Source organism: Pseudomonas sp. P7758 (assembly GCF_013386485.1).
GTDB lineage: Bacteria > Pseudomonadota > Gammaproteobacteria > Pseudomonadales > Pseudomonadaceae > Aquipseudomonas.
This window is the reverse complement of sequence record NZ_JACARS010000078.1, coordinates 65,783-85,749: the sequence shown is the minus strand read 5'-3', so window position 1 is coordinate 85,749 and position 19,967 is coordinate 65,783. Positions and strand designations below refer to the sequence as shown.

The window sequence follows — 19,967 nt, the reverse complement described above, 5'->3', positions numbered from 1 at the left end:
CGGGAGCAAGCTCCCTCGCCACAGGTTAATCAGTCATAGGTTGGGTATCAGTTAGCCGAGATCGCCCCGTCTACCAACACCTGGGCCTCTTCCACCAGTTGCTTGAGGTGATCTTCGCCGATAAAGCTCTCGGCGTAGATCTTGTAGATGTCCTCGGTGCCCGATGGCCGTGCGGCGAACCAGCCGTTTTCAGTCATGACTTTCAGCCCGCCGATCGCCTGGTCATTGCCCGGCGCGTGGCTGAGGATCTGCTGGATGCTTTCCCCGGCCAACTGCGTGGACGTCACCTGGTCTGGCGACAGCTTGCCCAACAAGGCCTTCTGCGCCGGAGTCGCCTTGGCATCCACCCGAATGGCGAACGGCTCGCCCAGTGCATCGGTCAGCCCGCGATAAATCTGGCTTGGGTCCTGGCCTTTGCGCGAGGTCATTTCCGCCGCCAGCAGCGCCGGGATCAAACCGTCCTTGTCAGTGCTCCACACGCTGCCGTCCTTGCGCAGGAACGAGGCGCCGGCACTTTCTTCGCCACCAAAACCCAGCGAACCGTCAAACAGGCCATCGGCAAACCACTTGAAGCCCACCGGCACTTCGTACAGGCGACGGCCAATGCGCTTGGCCACGCGATCAATCAAGCCGCTGCTGACCACGGTCTTGCCCACCGCAGCATCAGCGCGCCATTCGGGGCGGTTCTGGAACAGGTAGTCGATGGACACGGCCAGGTAGTTGTTCGGCGCCAGCAAGCCACCGGACGGCGTCACGATGCCATGGCGGTCGTGGTCCGGGTCGCAGGCGAAGGCCACGTCATAACGGTCCTTGAGGCCGATCAACCCCTGCATGGCGTAGCTGGAGGACGGGTCCATGCGGATCTGGCCGTCCCAGTCGACGCTCATGAAGCGGAAGGTCGAATCCACTTCGGTGTTCACCACGTCGAGGTTCAGGCGGTGATGCTCGGCGATGGCCGACCAGTAGCGCACCCCTGCTCCGCCCAGCGGATCGACGCCCAGGCGCAAGCCAGCGTTGCGGATGGCATCGAAGTCGATGACGTTGACCAGGTCGGCCACGTAGGTGTTGAGGTAGTCGTGGCGATGAGTGGTGTCGGCCTTCAGCGCCTGGGCATGGGTGATGCGCTTGACCCCGGCCAGCTTATTGGCCAGCAGTTCGTTAGCCTTGGCTTCGATCCACTTGGTGATGTGGGTGTCGGCCGGGCCGCCGTTGGGCGGGTTGTACTTGTAGCCGCCGCTTTGTGGCGGGTTGTGGGACGGCGTGATCACGATGCCGTCGGCCAAACCACTGGTGCGGCCGCGGTTGTAGCAAATGATGGCGTGGGAAATCGCCGGTGTCGGGGTGTACTCATCGCCTTCGGCGAGCATCACGTGCACGCCATTGGCGGCCAGCACTTCCAGCGCACTGGCGCCGGCCGGGGTGGACAACGCGTGGGTGTCGAGGCCGACAAACAGCGGGCCGTTGATGCCCTGGGCTTCACGGTACAGGCAAATGGCCTGGCTGATGGCAAGCACGTGCCATTCATTGAAGCTGAGGTCGAACGAGCTGCCGCGGTGCCCGGAGGTACCAAAGGCGACGCGCTGGGTGGAGATCGCTGCATCAGGCTGGCCGGTGTAATAGGCCGTTACCAGTCGCGGGATGTCTACCAGCAATTGAGCTGGTGCCGGCTTGCCCGCAAAAGGACTGAGAGTCATGCATAAACCTCGGAAAGAGAAGGATTCGGAAAAAAGTGCAGTTTACTGGGACTTGGACTGCTCCGCGACGTTATAAATCCTACAGCAATCAGCGAAATTTCATTCAGTGCCGGTCTGTGCCTGCCTGAGCGCCAGAGCCAGCTCATCCAGGGCATTCTCCAGGTTATGGGCGCCGTCAACGGCATGGCTCAGCCGCAGATGCTGGCAGTGCAGGCCACTGAGGCTGAACAACTCCCCCGGCGCAATCACCACCTGCCGGGTGAGCAGGCGCTGGAACACCTGGCGCATATCCACCGGGGCCTCTGAGCGCAACCAGAAGGTCGCGCCAGCGGCGGGCATTCGGTAGCTCACCTGGTTGCCCAGATGCGTGTCCAGCCGCAGGCCCATGAGCCGGGCCTGCTCTTTGAGTTGCGGTCGCAACTCCCGCAGATGCTGGTCGATGCGCCCGCTTTGATAGAGCCGCGCAATCGCGCGCTGGCGGATAGAGGACAACCGGAATGCGCGCAACAGGAACTGGCGCTGCAGCTCGCCGCTGAGGTGGCGCGACAGCAAATAGCCAAACGGCGCTTCCGGCCCGAGCATCTTCTCGAACGTGGAAAACACCATCAGCCGCTCGGGATTGGCCAGGTCCCGTAACGCGGTGATTGGCTGCCCGAAGCCGAGGTCACCATGGCTGTCATTTTCTAACAACCAACAGCCATGCTGGTCCAGCAATCGCACTAGCTGCAGGCGGTCATGGGTGGACAGGACTACGCCGGACGGCAGGCTGACACCGGATGACAGCAACGCCAGCTGCACCGGCTCGGTGCTGAGCAATTGCTCGAACAACGCCAGGTCCAGGCCGTCGTCCGCCGTGAATGGCAATTCGAGAACCCTCACGCCTGCCCCCTGCAACAACCGCAGGATCAGCCAGTCACACGGGGATTCGACGATGATCGCAGCGCCCTTGAGACCCAGCACCTCGATCAGGATTTCCAGTACCCCGCGCAAGTCGGCGCCGATGTATACCTCGTCCGCCTGCCAGCAACGGGTCGGCGACGAGGTATAGCGCGCCGCGAGCGTCGCCCGCAGTTCCCACACGCCACAGGGCTGCGACCATGGCTGCAGATAATGCGGGTAATGCCGCAACAGTTCGCGCTCGAGCAGCAACAGCGCTGCGTCCAGTGACGCCGCAAGTGCCGGCTCATCGGCGCTGAGCATGCGCATTCCCGGACGTCGCGCACTGGCATAGAGGCGCTCCAGCAGGTCGCCACCGCTGCTACCTGGCGGTTTATTCAACACCGGCCAGGCGTAGTAGCCCGACTTGGGCACCGAGTACACCCGGCCCTCCTTCTCGAGCAACGAATAAGCGTATTGAATGGTCGAGATCGACACATTCAGGCGCTCCGCCAGCTGCCGCAATGATGGCAGTTTTACCCGGGCATCCGTGCCCACCTCGCCGATGAGGTTGATCATGTAGCGATACACCGCCTGGTAGGCGAAGTCGGTTTGCCGGTCGTCCCTGAGGTTCATCGCTGGTCACCCGCCGCCACCCGCTTAACGCCCCGCCAGTTGGTAGGCTGCCAGGGCGGGCGCACCTTGCTGTGGCGTCTCGGCCATGCCCGGCACGCCGGTGGCTGGCCGCTTGCGATAGAGATGTTGCAGCAGGTCGATCGGCAACCCGCTGGTGTCGATGGCCCATTGCACCAGCATCTCGGCCACCGGCTTGCCTTGCAGCGCCTTGTGCAGCTCGGGGAGCGCCACCAGCATGCCGGGGTGGCATTGGCGCAAAAAGCTTTCGAGACGCTCGCCGTGACGGATAAACGGCGAAAACATCAGGCAGTTCAGTTGGCTTTCATCCAATCGGAACATCGCCTGGGCGTAGTCGGCCGCCAGCGCTCGGCCATCCTGGGTCGCTGCCTGGGCAATCAGGTGTTCGGGAATCTGCTTGCGCCGCATGAACAGCGCGGCCTGCTGCATGAAGCCCTGTGCGCCCTCCTCGTAATCCAGTTCCCGCAGGCACTCGGCCTGCAGGCCCCGCAGATGGGCCATCAGCAACGGGTTCGCATAGCTCGCGTGGCTGAAATGAAAGCCAAACTCGTCCGGTTCATAGCCCATGAACTGACGCAACAGCGGCCCGGAGGTGTATTCGGCCGCGTCCTTAAGGTCGGCAGCGCCGATATAGGCCAAGTGGCGATGGTTGTCCGTGTCGGACTTATCGGCGACGGCGTAGCGCTCGCCGTAAAGGTCACAGTAATAGGCGTTGCTCCACTCATCCATGCGCGCGAACAGCCCGCTGAGCACCAGGGGCTGTCGCGGCGGGATCTCTGCACCGCTCGCCAGCGCAGCCTTCTTCAGCCACGCCAGGTACTCCCGCTGCTTGCGCGCGGAGTCACCGCTGACCAGCGCGTGCACGCCGCCATTGCAGGTGGTGACGCGCTGGTAAAAGTCACCGAGGGCCAGGTAGGCGTCGTTGCACAGGGTTTGGCGAAGATCTCCCGAAGTCAGGTGCCCCACCATCAGCATATTGCGCCGGCTGGTGTCGCGCGTCGCACTGGAGGCCGGCCGCAGGTGGTTGAACGGCAAGACTTCCTGATTCTCGACCATCAGCAATTCGACACGCGCATCGTCATGCAGGAACAGCGCGCTGTAGCCGCGATGCAGCGTGTCCAGGGCATTTTGCGACATGCCGGCATGGCGCAAGGTCGCGACCCGCAGTTGAAACGTCCGCGGCGCCCGGCCTGCAAGCGTCAGCTGGGCTGCGCGCAACAACGCCAGGACATAGCTGCTGCCGGCGCCTGCGCCGTGAGCGACCAGCACCTTGTATTCACCGATCCGCTCCATGCCGCCTGCCGCTACCACGATTCGTTGGATCAATAACTGGAGCGAGGTACGTTCTGTTCGAGAGAAATGCCCTATCAAGCGTTGCAATACTTGTTGATAGACATAGTTCATGGCTTGTTCGTGAATAGCGCTCATAGTTCTACTACCTGAGTTGAAATATCAGTTTCGGGCAATCGTTGACGGCATTTGCCTGACCTGTTGTTTCTGTAGGGGCGTTACAACATGTGACATTCAATGGAGATTAGCACCGGGCCCTACCTGCCAAGCCTGCCTTTGGGGGCTTCCAGTCCCGAAAAGGCGCCAAGCCAAGGGGCACGCAGCCCAAACCGAAAGTCTTAGGAACGCTCTGACAACTTCCTACGCTGCTTTAACTTACAAACTAGAGAAGCATCCGACATAACCCACTTCAATATTGATGTTCCGGCAAAACAGCCATGGGAAACATTATTGGGCTTGACGGATGTACGGGGTGATTTCATATATTCAATCATTGCTCAATCCTTGAGATAAAAGTGACGGGGCAATTATCGGCACTTGAATAATGATTAACAGATACAGAACGCCGGCTAAAACCGGTTCAGATGGGGGCTTGCATGGGGTATCGAGTGTGCAGACACGACAACGCCGCGCTGGGATTCAGGGCGGCGTCAGGGGCATACATCTGGTTTATCGGGCTGAAGTACTGAAATCCCGATTCAAGCGGTGGGCAGGTTAAGTCCTGTCAAATGGCGCATTTGCCCCATGCGCCCGGGGGCAGGAATACTCGCTTGAGAATATTCCCACAGATCAAACAGTTTCTACCTGCAAGGCAACCCGTTCACGGCACGGACATTCGTCCATATAGCGGTGCGCTTCAACGAACTGGCTGAACGGAAATACCGTGGTTTTCAGCGGTACCAGCACCTTGTCGGCGGTCAGTTGGTTGATGTCACGCAGGGCTCGCTGCAAGGCCACCTGGTCCTGGATGATGCCCAGTTCCGGTTTGCCGGTGAAGTTGCCGATGCAGTGCACAAAGAACTGAATGTTCTTCTGGAACGCCGCACAGGCCGGGAATGGCGTCTGGTTACCACCTTGCAGGCCGTACAGCACCAGGCTGCCACGCGGCGCCAGCACATCACCCAGCAACGACATCTGCGGGCCACCCAAGCCATCGAACACCACGTCTACGCCGCGGTTGTCGGTGAACTTGTTGACTTGCATCAGCAGGTCCTGCTCTTCGGTGACGATGACCTTCTCGGCCCCGAGGGACAGCAGGTATTCGCGCTCATCACTGGTCTTGGTCGCAGCAATCACCCGCACACCCAGGGCTTTGCCCAGTTGCACGAACGATGGGCCGGCACAGTGGCTGGCGTCCGTTACCAGGGCGAATTGCCCGGGTTTGACCCGCGCCAGGTCCATGTACGCAAAGTAGGCAATCAGCAGCGGCGTGTAGTGCACGCTGGCTTCGATCGGGCTCAGGACATCCGGGTAGCGGGTCAGCGCCGAGCGCGGCAGGACGATCTGTTCGCCGTACACCGGGTAGTCATTCGGGCTCTCGGCCGGGAAGCTGGCGACCTTGTCACCCACCGCCAGGTCGTCGACACCCTCGCCAACGGCCACAACCACGCCGGCCATTTCATGGCCAAGGCCGGAAGGCAAGCGGGCATGGGACGACGCCAGGTTCTGGCGCCACAGAATGTCGTACCAGCTGATGCCAATCGCCTCGACGCGCACCTGCACTTCGCCCGGTGCGGGCTTAGCGGCTGCATGCTCTTCGCATTTGAGCACCTCGGCCGGACCAAACTTGTGAAAACGGATCGTGCGGGACATCGCAAACCTCGTCAAAGTAACCTCTATTGCCATGAACTCTATCTGGGCTTTCGGGGCAAGACCACCGGTCGCCGTTAATAGTCGACATGCCTGTCATTGATTCCGCACATACGGAAAAGGTGCCAAGCCATGTAGGAAAACTGAATTAGCCGGTGCAGAGTACCAGCCTTTCCCCGTAAGATTCATGCCGGTCATTGTTCTTATATGACCGCTCCCGTCAAGTTTACTGACGCCGCCTGGGACACAAGATGAACCGTAACGACCTGCGTCGTGTCGACCTCAACCTGTTGATCGTATTCGAAACCTTGATGCATGAGCGCAGTGTGACCCGCGCTGCCGAGAAACTGTTCCTTGGCCAGCCGGCCATCAGCGCAGCCCTGTCACGCCTGCGCGGCCTGTTCGACGACCCGTTGTTCGTGCGTACCGGACGCAGCATGGAGCCCTCGGCCCGTGCGGTAGAAATCTTCGCACTGCTCTCCCCGGCCCTGGACTCGATTTCCACGGCCGTCAGCCGCGCCTCCGAATTCGACCCGGCCACCAGCACCGCGGTATTCCGCATCGGCCTGTCGGACGACGTCGAATTCGCCCTGCTGCCGCTGCTGCTCAAGCGCCTGCGGGCCGAAGCCCCCGGCATCGTGCTGGTAGTGCGCCGCGTCAACTACATCCTGATGCCCGGCCTGCTGGCCTCCGGCGAAATCTCCATCGGCGTGAGCTACACCACCGATTTGCCGGCCAACGCCAAGCGCAAGGTATTGCGCCGCAGCAAGCCGATGCTGCTGCGGGCCGACAGCATGCCGGGTTCCATGAGCCTGGATGACTTCTGCGCCCGACCCCATGCCCTGGTGTCATTCGCCGGGGATTTGAGCGGGTTTCTGGATGAAGAACTGGAAAAACTGGGCCGCAAGCGCCATGTCGTGCTGGCTGTGCCGCAGTTCAATGGGCTGGGGACGTTGCTGGCGGGCACCGATATTGTCGCGACCGTGCCGGACTATGCCGCTGAAGCGTTGACTTCAGCGGGTGGCTTGCGGGCTGAGGAGCCGCCACTGCCGGTGCGCACCTTTGAATTGCACATGGCGTGGCGTGGGTCACAGGACAATGATCCGGGGGAACGGTGGTTAAGGTCGCGGATTCAGATGTTCTTCGGCGACCCCGAGAGTCTTTGAGAAACCGCCATCACCGTTACAAATAGCACTGGCACCCACAACACGCCCAGCACTGTCGCCGCGAGCATTCCGCCAATCACCCCAGTTCCAATCGATTGCTGGCTGGCGGCGCCCGGCCCGGTGGCGAGCGCCAGCGGCACTACGCCCAGGATAAATGCCAGTGATGTCATGATGATCGGGCGAAAGCGCAGGCGTGCAGCCTGGACCGACGCATCTGCAAGACGTGCGCCTTGGGCGTGCAGCTCTTTGGCAAACTCGACAATGAGTATCGCGTTCTTCGCCGACAGGCCGATGATGGTAATCAAACCCACCTTGAAATAGACGTCATTGGGCATGCCCATGATGGTGACGGCCGCCACTGACCCCAGCACGCCAACCGGTACGATCAACAGCACGGCAAACGGTATCGCCCAGCTTTCATACAAGGCCACCAGTACCAGCAGGACCGTCAACAGTGATAATCCCATCAACAGCGGCACCTGGGCACCGGATTGTTGCTCCTGCAGCGACAGCCCGGCCCACTCCAGGCTGAAACCGCCCGGCAGTTGCTCCGCGATGTTCTGCAATACCTGCATGGCCTGGCCGGTGCTGTAGCCAGCCGCGGCGTCACCGGTAAAGCGCAGCGATTGCGAGCCGTTGTAACGCACGATCTGCAGCGGGCCGACTTGCCATTCAAAACGGCTGAAGGCTTCGAGGGGCACCAGCGTGTTCTGCCGGTTGAGCACTTGCAGGCGCAGCAGCGCTTCGGGTGTCTGGCGGCTACCGCCGTCAGCTTGGACAATCACGCGCTGCATACGCCCCTGGTTGGCAAATTCGTTGATTTGCTGTGAACCGAGGGCCGCCGATAACGCAGCGCTGACCACATCGAAACTCACACCAAGGGCCTCGGCTTTTTCCCGGTCGATGTCGACTTTTATCTGCGGCGCGTCCGACAGGCCTTCATCGCGCAGGCTGCCGATCACCGGGGACTCTTTTGCGGCAGCGAGCAGTTGCGCGCGGGCGCCCAGCAGCTCGGCGTGACTGTGACCGGTCAGGTCTTGCAGGCGCAGTTCGAAGCCGGCAGACGTACCAAGACCATCGACCGCCGGCGGCACCGTGCTAAATACGGTGCCGTCGCTGACCTCTTCAAAGGCCTGGGTTGCGCGCTGTGCCACGGCGCGACTGGCCTGGTCGGCCCCGCGAACCGACCAGTCCTTGAGGCTGATATACGACAAGGCGGCATTGGCTCCCTCGCCGGAAAAGCTGAAGCCCAGAATGCTCAGCACCTGTTGGGTGGCCGGTTGTGCCAGGGCATATTGCTCCCACGCGTTCACCGTCACTTCGGTACGCGCTGCGGAGGCCGCTGGAGGCAACTGGATATCGGTGACGGTGTAGCCCTGGTCCTCACTGGGAATGAAGGAGGATGGCAAGCGGTGGTAGGCAAACACCAGCACCGCCAGCAACAACAGGTACAGACACACGCTGCGAGTGCCCCGCTGCACCCAGCTGCCGGCGATGCGCTCATAGTGTGCAGTCAACCTGTCAAAGTGTCGGTTGAACCCATTCAGCCGCTGTGCCGGATCAAAAGGCTTGAGCAATGCCGCACAGAGCGCCGGCGTCAGGGTCAGCGCGAGGAACCCGGAGAAAAGAATCGATACCGACAATACCAGGGCGAACTGCTGGTAGATCACGCCCACCGAACCGCCCATGAAGGCCAGTGGCAAAAATACCGTTGAGAGCACCAGTGTAATGCCAACAATGGCGCCGCTGATCTGGCCCATGGCCTTGCGGGTCGCGTCTTGGGGTGACAGGCGCTCCTGGTTGATCAAGCGCTCGACGTTTTCCACCACGACAATGGCGTCGTCCACCAGCATGCCGATGGCCAGGACCATGCCGAACAGGGTCATCATATTGATGGAAAAGCCCAACACCCCCATTACTGCGAGCGTGCCCGACAGGCATACCGGCACGACCACCGCCGGAATCAAGGTGTAGCGCAGCTTTTGCAAGAACAGCCACATCACCAGGAATACCAGCACCATGGCTTCGATCAAGGTGTAGACGACCTGCTTGATCGCGGCCTGGACAAAGGGCGCCGTATCGTACGGCACGCTAAAGCGCATGTTGCTCGGCAGGGTGCTCGACAGGTGGTCCAGACGCGCCTTGACTGCCTGCGCGGTCTGCAACGCATTGCCACCCGGCGCGAGTTGCACCGACATGGCCGCCACGGGCTTGCCGTTCAGACGGGCATCGAAGCGGTAGTCCTGGCGCCCCAGTTCCACCCGCGCCACATCGTGAATTCGCACACTGGCGCCGTCGTCATTGGCACGCAGCACAATATTGCCAAACGCCTCCACCGACTCCAACTGGCCCTGAACCATGACGGTAGCGGTAATCTGCTGGTCCACCGGCCCCGGGCGTTCACCCATGCTGCCGGCCGGCACCTGAACGTTCTGCGCCGCGATGGCTTTGCTCACATCCGCCATCGACAGGCCATAACCCACCAGCTTCGCCGGGTCGACCCAAATACGCATGGCGCGCTCGGCGGTATACATCTGCACGCGGCCGACGCCGGCCACACGACGAATTTCGTTATTCACTGCGCGGGCAGCAAAATCGGCCAGGCCGACCGAATCCTGCTGTTCGTCGGTGTACGAAAGGGCATAAATCATCAGAAAGTTGGCGCGCACCTGCTCGACTTTCAAGCCCTGCTCGATCACCGCTTGGGGCAAGCGCCCCACCACCCGTTGCAAACGGTTTTGCACATCAATCTGCGCGCGGTCCGGGTCAGTGCCCGGTTTAAAGGTGACGGTGGTGTCTGCACTGCCATTGGCACTGGTGGACTCGTAGTACAGCAAGTCAGGCAGGCCGTTGAGTTCTTCTTCCAGCAGGCTGGTGACGTTGAGGTTGATGATCTGCGCCGAGGCACCCGGGTAGCTGGCACTGACGCTGATTTGTGGCGGCGCAACGTCGGGGTATTGGCTGACGGGCAAACGGCCGAGCGTCAGCGCACCCGCCAGCACGACAAACAACGCGATGACCCAGGCGAAATTCGGACGATCAATGAAGAAGTCGGCCATCTCAGTCTGCGGCCTGTCGCGCAGCCAGAGCAACAACGCTGACCTTGCTACCGGCGCTGAGCTTGTCGACCCGCTCCACCACCACCCGCTCACCTGCCTTCAGGCCTTGAGTGATCTGCCAGTCGGGACCGAGCATCGCGCCGGTGCTGACGATGCGCTCCTGCACCACGCCTTGGGCGTCGACCAGCATCAGCCGGGCCTGCCCGTCAGTGCCGCGCTGCACCGCCTGCTGCGGCACGAACATCGCCTGTGGGTCCACCCCGGCCGGTGCCACTACCCTGACGTACATGCCAGGCAGCAGCACGTTATCGGGGTTGGGAAACTCACCGCGCAAAGTGACTTGGCCGGTACTGCGGTCTACGGAGATATCTGAGAACAACAGCTTGCCCGCGCGGGTCTGCATCGGGTTGCCGACCTGCAACGAGACCTGGGCCGCGCCCTCCCCGGTCAACACCAGGCGGCCGTTGGCGACGGCTTGGCGCAGCGCCACGACCTGTTCGGCGGGCTGGGTGAAGTCGGCGTAGATCGGGTCCAGTTGTTGAATCCGTGCCATCTGTGTGGCCTCGTCCTGGCCGACCAGTGCGCCTTCGCTGACCAGCGCACGGCCTATGCGGCCACTGATCGACGCACGCACCTGGCAGTAGTCCAAATTGAGTTGCGCGGTGGCCCGGTCGGCCTCTGCGGCCAGGCGGTCGGCCTTGGCGCGTTTGAGATCGGCCATCGCGTCATCAAATAATTGCGGGCTGACCGCATTGATCTCGACCAGTTGCGTATAGCGCTGCACATGGGCGTTGGCGCGATAGACATCCGCCTCGGCCCTGGCCAGGTCACCTTCAACTCGCATTAACTTGGCCTTGAGCGGCGCCGGGTCGATGCTGAACAGCAACTGGCCCGCCTTGACGTCACTGCCTTCGACAAAATGCCGCGCCAGCACCACCCCGGCGACCCGTGCGCGCACTTCTGCGACGCGCACCGGCTCAATGCGGCCCGGTAATTCGGCAGTCATGGCGAAGGCGCGGGGTTGTACGGTCAGGGTCTTGACCTGCGGCGGCAGCGTCTTGGAAGCAACGGGCAGCGGCCTAACATCGCAGCCGCCCAGGGTCAGCGCAGCAAACAGCAGTGTCGATACAGCCTTGTGCATGTGTCGTCCTTTCGCTGAAAAATGCGCCCTTCCATTCCCTTGGCAGGCACCGGGCATGGCTCGATCAGGGCCGCGTGGTGATCGCGTGGGCAGCCTGGAACAGGATTTGCGCAACAAAATCGATTTCTTGCTCGGTGATGATCAACGGCGGCAGGAAGCGCACCGTTGCTCCATGACGCCCACCCAGCTCGACGATCAACCCATGCTTGAGGCACGCTTGCTGGAAAGCCTTGGCCCGCGCAGTGTCCACCGGTGGGTGCCCTTGTACATCAGATACCCCGTGCGGGTCGACGATTTCCATGCCGAGCATCAGGCCGCGACCGCGAACGTCACCGACCCAGGCGAATTCACTCTGCAGCGCCTGCAAGTGTTTGCGCAAGTGCGCGCCGACGGTCTCGGCGTGCGCCACCAGGTCATTGTCGCGAATGAAGCGCAAGGTCGCCGTACCGGCCGCCATCGCCAACTGATTGCCACGGAAGGTGCCGGCGTGCGCGCCGGGCTGCCAGACATCCAGCGAATCGTTATAGACCATGACCGATAACGGCAAGCCACCACCGATGGCCTTGGACAGGGTGATCACATCCGGGGTAATGCCCGATTGCTCGAAGCCGAACATACGGCCACTGCGAGCAATGCCGCATTGGATTTCGTCGACAATCAGCGGGATACCGTGGGCGCGGGTCAAGCGTCGCAGTTCCTGCAACCAGCGATCCGGCGCGGCAATCACCCCACCTTCGCCCTGGATCGGCTCAAGAATCATCGCGGCCGGTAAGGTGACGCCGCTTTCCGGGTCGTTGAGCAGGTGTTCCAGGTAGCGCACATTCAGGGTCACGCCTTGATCGCCGGCGACACCAAACGGACAGCGGTAATCATGCGGGTACGGTAGGCGTTGCACGCCCGGCATCAACGCGCCGAGGGCATTTTTTGGGGACAGGTTGCCGCTGATGGCCAAGGTGCCGAGGGTCATGCCGTGATAGGCGCCTTCGAAGGCCAGCACCGAATGGCGCCCGGTCGCGGTGCGCGTCAATTTGAGTGCAGCTTCCACCGCATCGGCCCCACTGGGGCCGCAAAACTGGATGCGGGCATTGCGTGCAAAGTCGGGCGGCAGGCAGCCGAAGACTTCCTGAACGAAAGCGTCCTTGACCGGCGTCATCAGGTCCAGCGTGTGCATCGGCACACCGGCGGCCATCAGTTGTGTGATTGCTTCGATAATCACCGGGTGATTGTGGCCCAGCGCCAGGGTTCCGGCACCCGCCAGGCAATCGACAAACACTTGCCCGCGACTGTCCTGTACGTAAATCCCATGGGCGCGTTCAAGCACCAGCGGGATGCGTCGTGGGTAGCTGCGGGCGTTGGATTCTTGCTGTTGCTGGCGCTCGAGTATCGGCGTCAGGTCCAGGCAGTAAGGTTGGGACAGCCCAGTGTGCAACAGGCGTAGCTGTTGCGCACCACCGGTTGTGGCATTCGAAAAAGCGTTCATGAGGTCCTCCATGGAGGCTGGGTTTGGAAGCAAGCAGCGCTGCCTGGACACGAACGCGCCAGGCAGCAAAAGTCTTGAAACCAGACGCAGGGAATGCGCACCCCTGCGCCCATCGACTTACATGTCGTAACGCAGTACCAGGCCGAATGTGCGCGGGGCGCCCACATCGATGATGTCGCCGATGCGGTTGCTGGTGACGTATTCCTTGCCGAAGGCGTTTTTCAGGTAGCCGGACACGGCGACGTTCTTGGTCACCTTGTACTCGGTGCTGAAGTTGGTCAGGACGTAGTTGTCACTGCGGCGCACTTTGCTCACGTTGCCGTTGGCGTCAAATTCGAAGTCAGACGGCGCGGTGCTCTGGTAAGTGAGGTCGGTGTTGAGGGTCAAGCGATCGTTCCAACGGTAGGTACCGCCCACAGACATCTTGTATTTCGGCGAGTACAGGAACGGCTGGCCGCTGCGGTCAAGGCCGTCACCGGTATTGAAGTCCTTGTACTTGGCGTCGGTGATGGCACCGCCGATGTTCAAGGTCAACTGCTCACCGAAGTCTTTCTCGACGCTGACTTCCAGGCCCTTGATGTCACTGCGACCGGCGTTGTAGACGAGGAAGAAATCACCCGACGGGTCAAGCACGCTGACCTGCTGGTCTTTCCAGTCGGTGTAGTACAGGTTGGCACGTGCGCGCAGGCTCTTCTCGAGGAACGAACCCCGGTACGACAGCTCGTAGTTGGTGGTGTATTCCGGATCGTAAGCCTGGTGACCGCCACCGGCTCGCACGTTGACGCCACCCCCACGGTAGCCTTTCTGCACCATGAAACCGACGTACTGGTCGGGGATGAATTGATAGTCGACGCCCAGTTTCGGCAACAGCGCGTGGAAGGTCTTCTTGACCTTGCCAGGGCTGGAGAAGTCATCCTGCTCGATGTCGGTATCGTTGGTTTCGTAGTCGTAGCGCAGGCCGGTGATCAGGGTCCAGTTCGGCGCGAAATCCCAGTCCACTTCACCGAACAACGCGGCGTTGTTGATATCGACATCGCCCTTGGCGGCGCCGCGCTGAACGTTATTGAACAGCAGGCGGTCGTGGAAGCTGTTGGTGGTACGGCCGTAGTACACACCGCCGAAACTGCGGATGGTGTCGGACGTATAGCCCAAACGCAGTTCCTGGCTGAACATGTCACCGGCCTGGTTACGCAGGATTTCGTTATTCACCGTGGCGGTCTGGTCGAAGTCCTTGCGCGCCGTATAGGACGAATGGGTGTAAGTGGTCAGGTTGGTCAGCGTCCAGGCCTCGTTGAGGCGCCAGTCGATCTTCGCGCTCACCGTATCCTGGTTAAGGTTGTCGTAGGCCTTGGTGTTCGAGGCAATCTTGTAATACTGGACCTTGTCGCCGATGCGGGTGATCGAGTTGTCGCCCTGGCGGTGTTCGTTGTGCGCGTAGGTCAGCAGCACGTCAGTGTCATCGTTCGGCGTGATCAACAACTTGCCGCGGTAGTTGCTGGTGCGGTGCGGGTTGGCATCGTCGTGGTTAGTGGTGTTGCGGATATAACCGTCGCCGTCCTGAGTGTCGATGGCGATACGGCCGGCGATCTTGTCGTCGACGATCGAGCCACCGCCAGCCACGGCCACGCCGCGTTCACCGTAGTTGCCGATGTTGGTTTGGGCGGAGAAGGACGGTTCAAAGGTCGGGTTCTTGGTCTGAATTACTACCGCACCAGCCAGGGAGTTGCGACCTTGGGTGGTGGACTGCGGGCCAAGGAAAACCTCGACCTGCTCCGTGTCCCACAGGCCGATCGGGCTTAGCGTCAGCGCACGGTTGGGTTGTTGCGCGCCATCGACATACACCGACACTGCGCCGTTCAGCGTCGCCGGGCCCTGGTCATCGAAACCGGACACCGGCACACCACGGATACCCCAGTTTTCGTTGCCCGCCTGGTTGTACACACCCGGTGTACGGGCAAACACGTCGATCAGGTTGTGATCGGCTTTGTCGCGCAGTTGCTGTTCCGTCACAACGGCGACGCTCGACTGGGTCTGCTCAAGTGTGCGGTTGATTTTTTCACCAGTGACGGTGATCGGCGCAATCTCCACCGCCGAGGTTTGATCCTCCGCCCATGCACTGTTCAACAGGCACATAGCAGACCCTACCGCCAACGCAAGTGTATTAATTTTGTAATTCACGCCCCGCTCCCCTACCGCAGTTATTTGTATTTTTATCCGTTGGCAAATCGCTGTTTTTCCCCAGCGGGGCCGGAGTCTAGACGAAAAAAAATATTAAAGGAATAGTATTGATAATCCATCTCATTAACACCTAGTATGACCACATGTAACGAGATGTAAGCATTTCGTTGCAAAGCTTCATCGAGGCCACTGCCCAGTTTTCACGGCCTGCTGTCACGTCGCTACAGAGCCAAAAAAAACAAACAGGATGTGCAAAGGATGACTTCAATCGAACACCCGAACGGACGTTCGGAGCCTGTTTCAATCATGGATCAAGCCCCTGGCGCAGCCGTTCTGCCAAGGCGCGTGCAAGCCAGCCCGGGCCAGTCGATCCATGCGCTCGAACAGTCGATCCGCGACAGCCTCGACGACAGCTTGCGTACGGCGGGCGGTGTGCTGTTTCGCGGCTTCAATGTCGCCACGCCCATCGACTTCAAGCGTTTCGCCGCCAGCTTCGGCGCGCCATTGGCCAGCTACGAATTCGGCTCCACCCCGCGCAGCAAAGTGTTCGCCGGGGTCTACAGTTCGACGGAATACCCGGCTCACCAATTCATCCCCCTGCACAACGAACAGGCCTATACCCGGCCCTGGCCTGCGCGCATCTGGTTCCACTGCATCAAGGCCAGTGAAACCGGCGGCGAAACGCCGATTTGCGATAGCCGCCTGACCTACCAGCGCATGCCGGCCGAGATTCGCGAAGCGTTCGCCAGCCGTGAGCTGCTCTATGTGCGCAATTACAGCGGCGCCCTCGATCTGCCCTGGCAAAAGGTGTTCAACACCGAAGACCGCGCCCAGGTCGAGCGCTACTGCCAGGACAACAACATCGAGTGGGAATGGAAAGCTGACGGCGACCTGCGCACCCGCCAGCGCTGCGCCGCCGTGTTGCAGCACCCCGAGACCGGTGAGTGGGTCTGGTTCAATCAGGCGCACCTGTTCCACGTCTCGGCCATTGAACCCGGTGTGCGTGCCAGCCTGCTGGCGGCCGTCGGTGAAGAGAACCTGCCGCGCCATGTGTATTTCGGTGACGGCTCGGCGATCCCCGATGCGATGCTCGATACGGTGCGTGCGGTCTATGACCAGACCGCCGTCAGCTTCCCCTGGGAGCCCGGCGACATCCTGATGCTCGACAACCGACTGGTCGCCCACGGGCGCAATCCTTATACCGGTGACCGTAAAGTCATCGTGGCCATGGCGTAAATCCCACCATGTTTGCATTCAATCACTGGATCGAAGTGCTGGAGGCTAACGCCCTGCACTTCCCACAGCGTGCTGCCTTGCACTTCCTGCCCGACGGCGTCGAGATCGGCGAAACCCTGACGTTTGCCCAATTGCACGAGCAGTCGCAATCCCTGGCCGCCGCCTTGCAGGCGCGTTGCAGCCCAGGCGACCGCGTGCTGTTGATGCTGCCCAGCAGCCTCGACTACGCCCGAGCGTTCTGCGCTTGCTTATATGCCGGGCTGATCGCCGTGCCGTTGTTCCCGCCGCCGTCGCGTAAACCGCGGCATCTGGACCGTGTGCGCAATGTGGTGATCGACGCGCAGCCAGCGCTGATCCTCACGCCGCTGGAACATTGCGACAGTCTGCGCGAACTGGTGGAAAACCGCGTCGAGGTGTTGACCGTCAAAGACCTCGGCACACCGGCGCCCAGCCAGTGGCAACGGCCGTCGGTCAATGGCGCTACCGTCGCGTTCCTGCAATACACCTCGGGCTCGACCGGCACGCCCAAAGGCGTCGAAGTGCGCCAGCGCAACCTGATCGCCAACGTCGAATTGATGCGCCAGGCCTACGGTTTCGATGAGCACGGCGCCATGGTCAACTGGCTGCCGCTGTACCACGACATGGGCCTGATCGGCGGCGTACTCGCCCCGCTCTACAGCGGCATGCCGTGCTACCTGATGGCCTCGCAAACCTTCGTGAATGCACCGTCCACCTGGCTGCAGGCCTTGAGCCGCTACCGCGCGACCGCGAGTTTCGCGCCGAACTTTGCCTATGCCCTGTGTCACCGCGTCGTCAGCGACAATCTTATCGCCCAGCTCGATTTGAGCGCCTGGCAGCATGCAATCAACGGCGCCGAACCGATCCACCCCGGCACGCTCGACGCCTTCACCCAACGCTTTGCCGCGTGCGGTCTCAACCCCTTGGCCATCAGCCCCGGTTACGGCCAGGCCGAAGCCACGTTGTGCGTCAGCGCAACACCTGCGAACAAGCTGCCGGTGGTGTTGCGCCTGGACAAAAGCGTACTGGAAACCGGCCAGGTCACCCTGGCGTCCGGCGACGCTGCTGCGGTTGAATTTGTCGCCTGTGGCTACCCGCAAGCGCTTCACGCTGTCGCCATCGCGGACCCGAACACCCACGAACGCTGCGCCGCGGACCGCATCGGTGAAGTCTGGCTGCAAGGCCCGAGCAACGCCGAGGCCTACTGGAAAAACCCCGAAGCCAGCCGCTACGCGTTTGAGGCGCAAATAGTCGGTGAACCCGGCCATTACCTGCGCTCCGGTGACCTGGGTTTCATGCATGAAGGTCAGATCGTCATCTGCGGGCGCCTCAAAGACCTGCTGATACTCAACGGTCGCAACCTTTACCCCCACGATATCGAGTTTGCGATCACTGACAGCGAGCCGGGCATCCGCACCGGGCGCATCGCCGCCTTCTCGCAGATGGACCCGCTGCTGGGCCGCGAGAAACTAGTGATCGTTGCCGAACCGCAGCGCAAGTTCGTTGACCCGGCGCATCACCCGGCGCTGTTCGCGTCGATGCAAACCGCCGTGCGTGAAGCGGCCGACTGCGGTATCGACCAGATTGTGCTGGTGCAAGCCGGCACCATTCCGATGACCACCAGCGGCAAGATCGCCCGTCAAGGCGCACGTAGCCAACTGGCGGCCGGCACCTTGAGCATCATCGCCCAGAGCGGCGGGCAAGCAAGCGCGCCGGTGGAACGGATCGAGGCCGAGCAATTGCGTGAGCAACCGAGCCTGTCTGCCTGCCGTCAGTGGTTGGAGCAGGTCTTGCACGAGGTCAATCCGTACCTCACGGTCGACGTTGAACTCAGCCTGATCGGATTGGGGCTGGACTCCATCGGCATCGCCGATTTTGCCGCCCGCCTTTACCGCGACCTGGGTTGGAACCTCGACACCCAGAGCCTGTTCGGCGAACAAAGCCTGGCCGAATGGGCGCAGGCGCTGCGGGTGTACCTCGGCACGCCAATGCCCATTGCCAGCCCCGAATCAGACGCGACTACTCACCATAGCCGCCAATCCTTCGCCCAGCGCCGCCTGTGGTTCCTGCATCAATTGAACCCGCAGGACACCCACCACAACCTGGTATTGCAACTGAAGCTGCACGGCCCATTGGATAAGGCGCTGTTGTCGCAACGGCTCAGTGCCCTGGTCGAGCGCCACAGCGTGCTGCGCACGATCTACCACGATAGCGTTGATGGCCCGCAGCAACAGGTGCTGGCGGCCAGCAACGTGCCGTTGATCCTCCACGATCATCTAGCGGACTGCCTGGCCCAGGAGCACGCGACCCCGATCGACCTCAAGCAAGGCCCACTGCTGCGCGCCCACCTGATCAGCCACGATCACCAGCACGATCTGCTGCTGACCCTGCACCACATCGCCTTCGATGGCCGTTCCGCGCAACTGCTACTGGCTGAATTGTCGACTCAGGCCACCGATGACGCACCGCAGCAGTACCTCGAATTCGCCCGCTGGGAAGCCGCGCACTGGACAGCTCAACGCATCGCTACCCACCAGGACTTCTGGCGCGAACACCTGGCCGATATGCCGCAAACCCTGGAGCTGGGCGGCAGCGGCACCACACACACCGAACACAGCGTGAATTTCAGCCTGCCCCAAGCCACATGCGACACCCTGGCCGGTGTCGCCCGTGAACAGGGCATGACGCTGTTCATGCTGCTATTGGCGAGCTATCAACTGGTGCTCAAGCAATTGAGCGGCCAGCAACGTTTCCTGCTGGGTACGGATGTGAGCGGCCGCCCGCTGGCCGCGCACAACGAGATGATCGGTTTCTTCGTCAACCAGTTGACCCTGCGCTGCGAGGTCGGCGAGGACGGCACGCTGGCCGATTTTTTCGCGCACGTGCGTGATCAGACCCGCCTGGCGTATGCCCACCAAGACCTGCCGTTCGATCTGGTCGTCGCGGCGCTGGCGCCAACACGCCGCCCCGGCCATTCACCGCTGTTCCAGGTCAAGCTCAACTATCAACCTTCGCGAGTCGAGCCAACCACTCTTGCCGGGGCGCAGCTGACGGCTGTGGACGTCGCGCAGGCGCCGGGAGACTTCCATTTGGTGCTCGACTTGGTGCATGCCAGCCACGGCATCGACGCCACGCTCAAATACCGCGGGGAATACTTCGATCAGGCACGCGCCGAACGCCTGCAACACTTGTGGACGCGCCTGCTCGACGAAGCTCGCGACCTGCTGGATGAGCCGCTGACTGCATTGGCCCAACGCATCGACACCTGGGATCAGGCTTTGCGCAATGAACGCCAGCAATCCCAAGCCCTCGCCGGTCGCAGCCAGTTGCTGCAAACCAAACGTCGCTCACTGACCCTTTGATCAA

The 19,967-nt window shown here is 61.6% G+C and carries 11 protein-coding genes; 3 read left to right on the top strand and 8 right to left on the bottom strand.

What is annotated here, in order from left to right:
* Positions 1–47: 47 nt before the first annotated feature.
* The 4 genes from pgm to HX873_RS17715 form a co-directional block, all read right to left on the bottom strand.
* On the bottom strand, positions 48–1,694 hold the full coding sequence (gene pgm, locus HX873_RS17730) for a phosphoglucomutase (alpha-D-glucose-1,6-bisphosphate-dependent) (RefSeq protein WP_087694418.1): 1,647 nt from the start codon (positions 1,692–1,694) through the stop codon (positions 48–50).
* Between the two features lie 99 nt (positions 1,695–1,793).
* Complete coding sequence (locus tag HX873_RS17725; protein ID WP_177122980.1) at positions 1,794–3,206, bottom strand: PLP-dependent aminotransferase family protein; 1,413 nt, start codon at positions 3,204–3,206, stop codon at positions 1,794–1,796.
* Positions 3,207–3,230: 24 nt separating this feature from the next.
* Positions 3,231–4,652, bottom strand: a complete 1,422-nt coding sequence (locus HX873_RS17720; RefSeq protein WP_177122979.1) for a hypothetical protein — start codon at positions 4,650–4,652, stop codon at positions 3,231–3,233.
* Positions 4,653–5,303: 651 nt separating this feature from the next.
* The gene (locus tag HX873_RS17715) at positions 5,304–6,326 is read right to left on the bottom strand and encodes a zinc-dependent alcohol dehydrogenase family protein (protein ID WP_003217140.1); all 1,023 of its coding nucleotides are present in this window, start codon (positions 6,324–6,326) and stop codon (positions 5,304–5,306) included.
* A 248-nt stretch (positions 6,327–6,574) separates the two neighbouring features.
* Here HX873_RS17715 and HX873_RS17710 point away from each other — a divergent pair, with 248 nt between their 5' ends.
* Positions 6,575–7,489, top strand: a complete 915-nt coding sequence (locus HX873_RS17710) for a LysR family transcriptional regulator (protein ID WP_008433801.1) — start codon at positions 6,575–6,577, stop codon at positions 7,487–7,489.
* Here HX873_RS17710 and HX873_RS17705 read toward each other — a convergent pair.
* The 4 genes from HX873_RS17705 to HX873_RS17690 form a co-directional block, all read right to left on the bottom strand.
* Entirely contained in the window at positions 7,456–10,548 is a 3,093-nt protein-coding gene (locus tag HX873_RS17705) for a multidrug efflux RND transporter permease subunit (RefSeq protein ID WP_177122978.1), read from the bottom strand. The two genes, HX873_RS17710 and HX873_RS17705, sit on opposite strands and share 34 nt — an antisense overlap.
* Position 10,549: 1 nt before the next feature.
* The gene (locus tag HX873_RS17700; RefSeq protein ID WP_087694509.1) at positions 10,550–11,689 is read right to left on the bottom strand and encodes an efflux RND transporter periplasmic adaptor subunit; all 1,140 of its coding nucleotides are present in this window, start codon (positions 11,687–11,689) and stop codon (positions 10,550–10,552) included.
* Between the two features lie 64 nt (positions 11,690–11,753).
* Positions 11,754–13,169, bottom strand: a complete 1,416-nt coding sequence (locus HX873_RS17695; RefSeq protein ID WP_087694510.1) for a diaminobutyrate--2-oxoglutarate transaminase — start codon at positions 13,167–13,169, stop codon at positions 11,754–11,756.
* A 117-nt stretch (positions 13,170–13,286) separates the two neighbouring features.
* Positions 13,287–15,347, bottom strand: coding sequence for a TonB-dependent receptor (locus tag HX873_RS17690; protein WP_087694511.1), 2,061 nt, complete (start codon positions 15,345–15,347; stop codon positions 13,287–13,289).
* Between the two features lie 306 nt (positions 15,348–15,653).
* On the opposite strand from HX873_RS17690, the gene HX873_RS17685 reads away from it, so the two are divergent.
* Positions 15,654–16,583 carry a TauD/TfdA family dioxygenase gene (locus tag HX873_RS17685; protein ID WP_218170331.1) on the top strand — a complete coding sequence of 310 codons (930 nt, stop codon included), beginning with the start codon at positions 15,654–15,656 and terminating at the stop codon, positions 16,581–16,583.
* Positions 16,584–16,591: 8 nt separating this feature from the next.
* Positions 16,592–19,963 carry a condensation domain-containing protein gene (locus HX873_RS17680; RefSeq protein ID WP_106803963.1) on the top strand — a complete coding sequence of 1,124 codons (3,372 nt, stop codon included), beginning with the start codon at positions 16,592–16,594 and terminating at the stop codon, positions 19,961–19,963.
* Positions 19,964–19,967 lie beyond the last annotated feature (4 nt).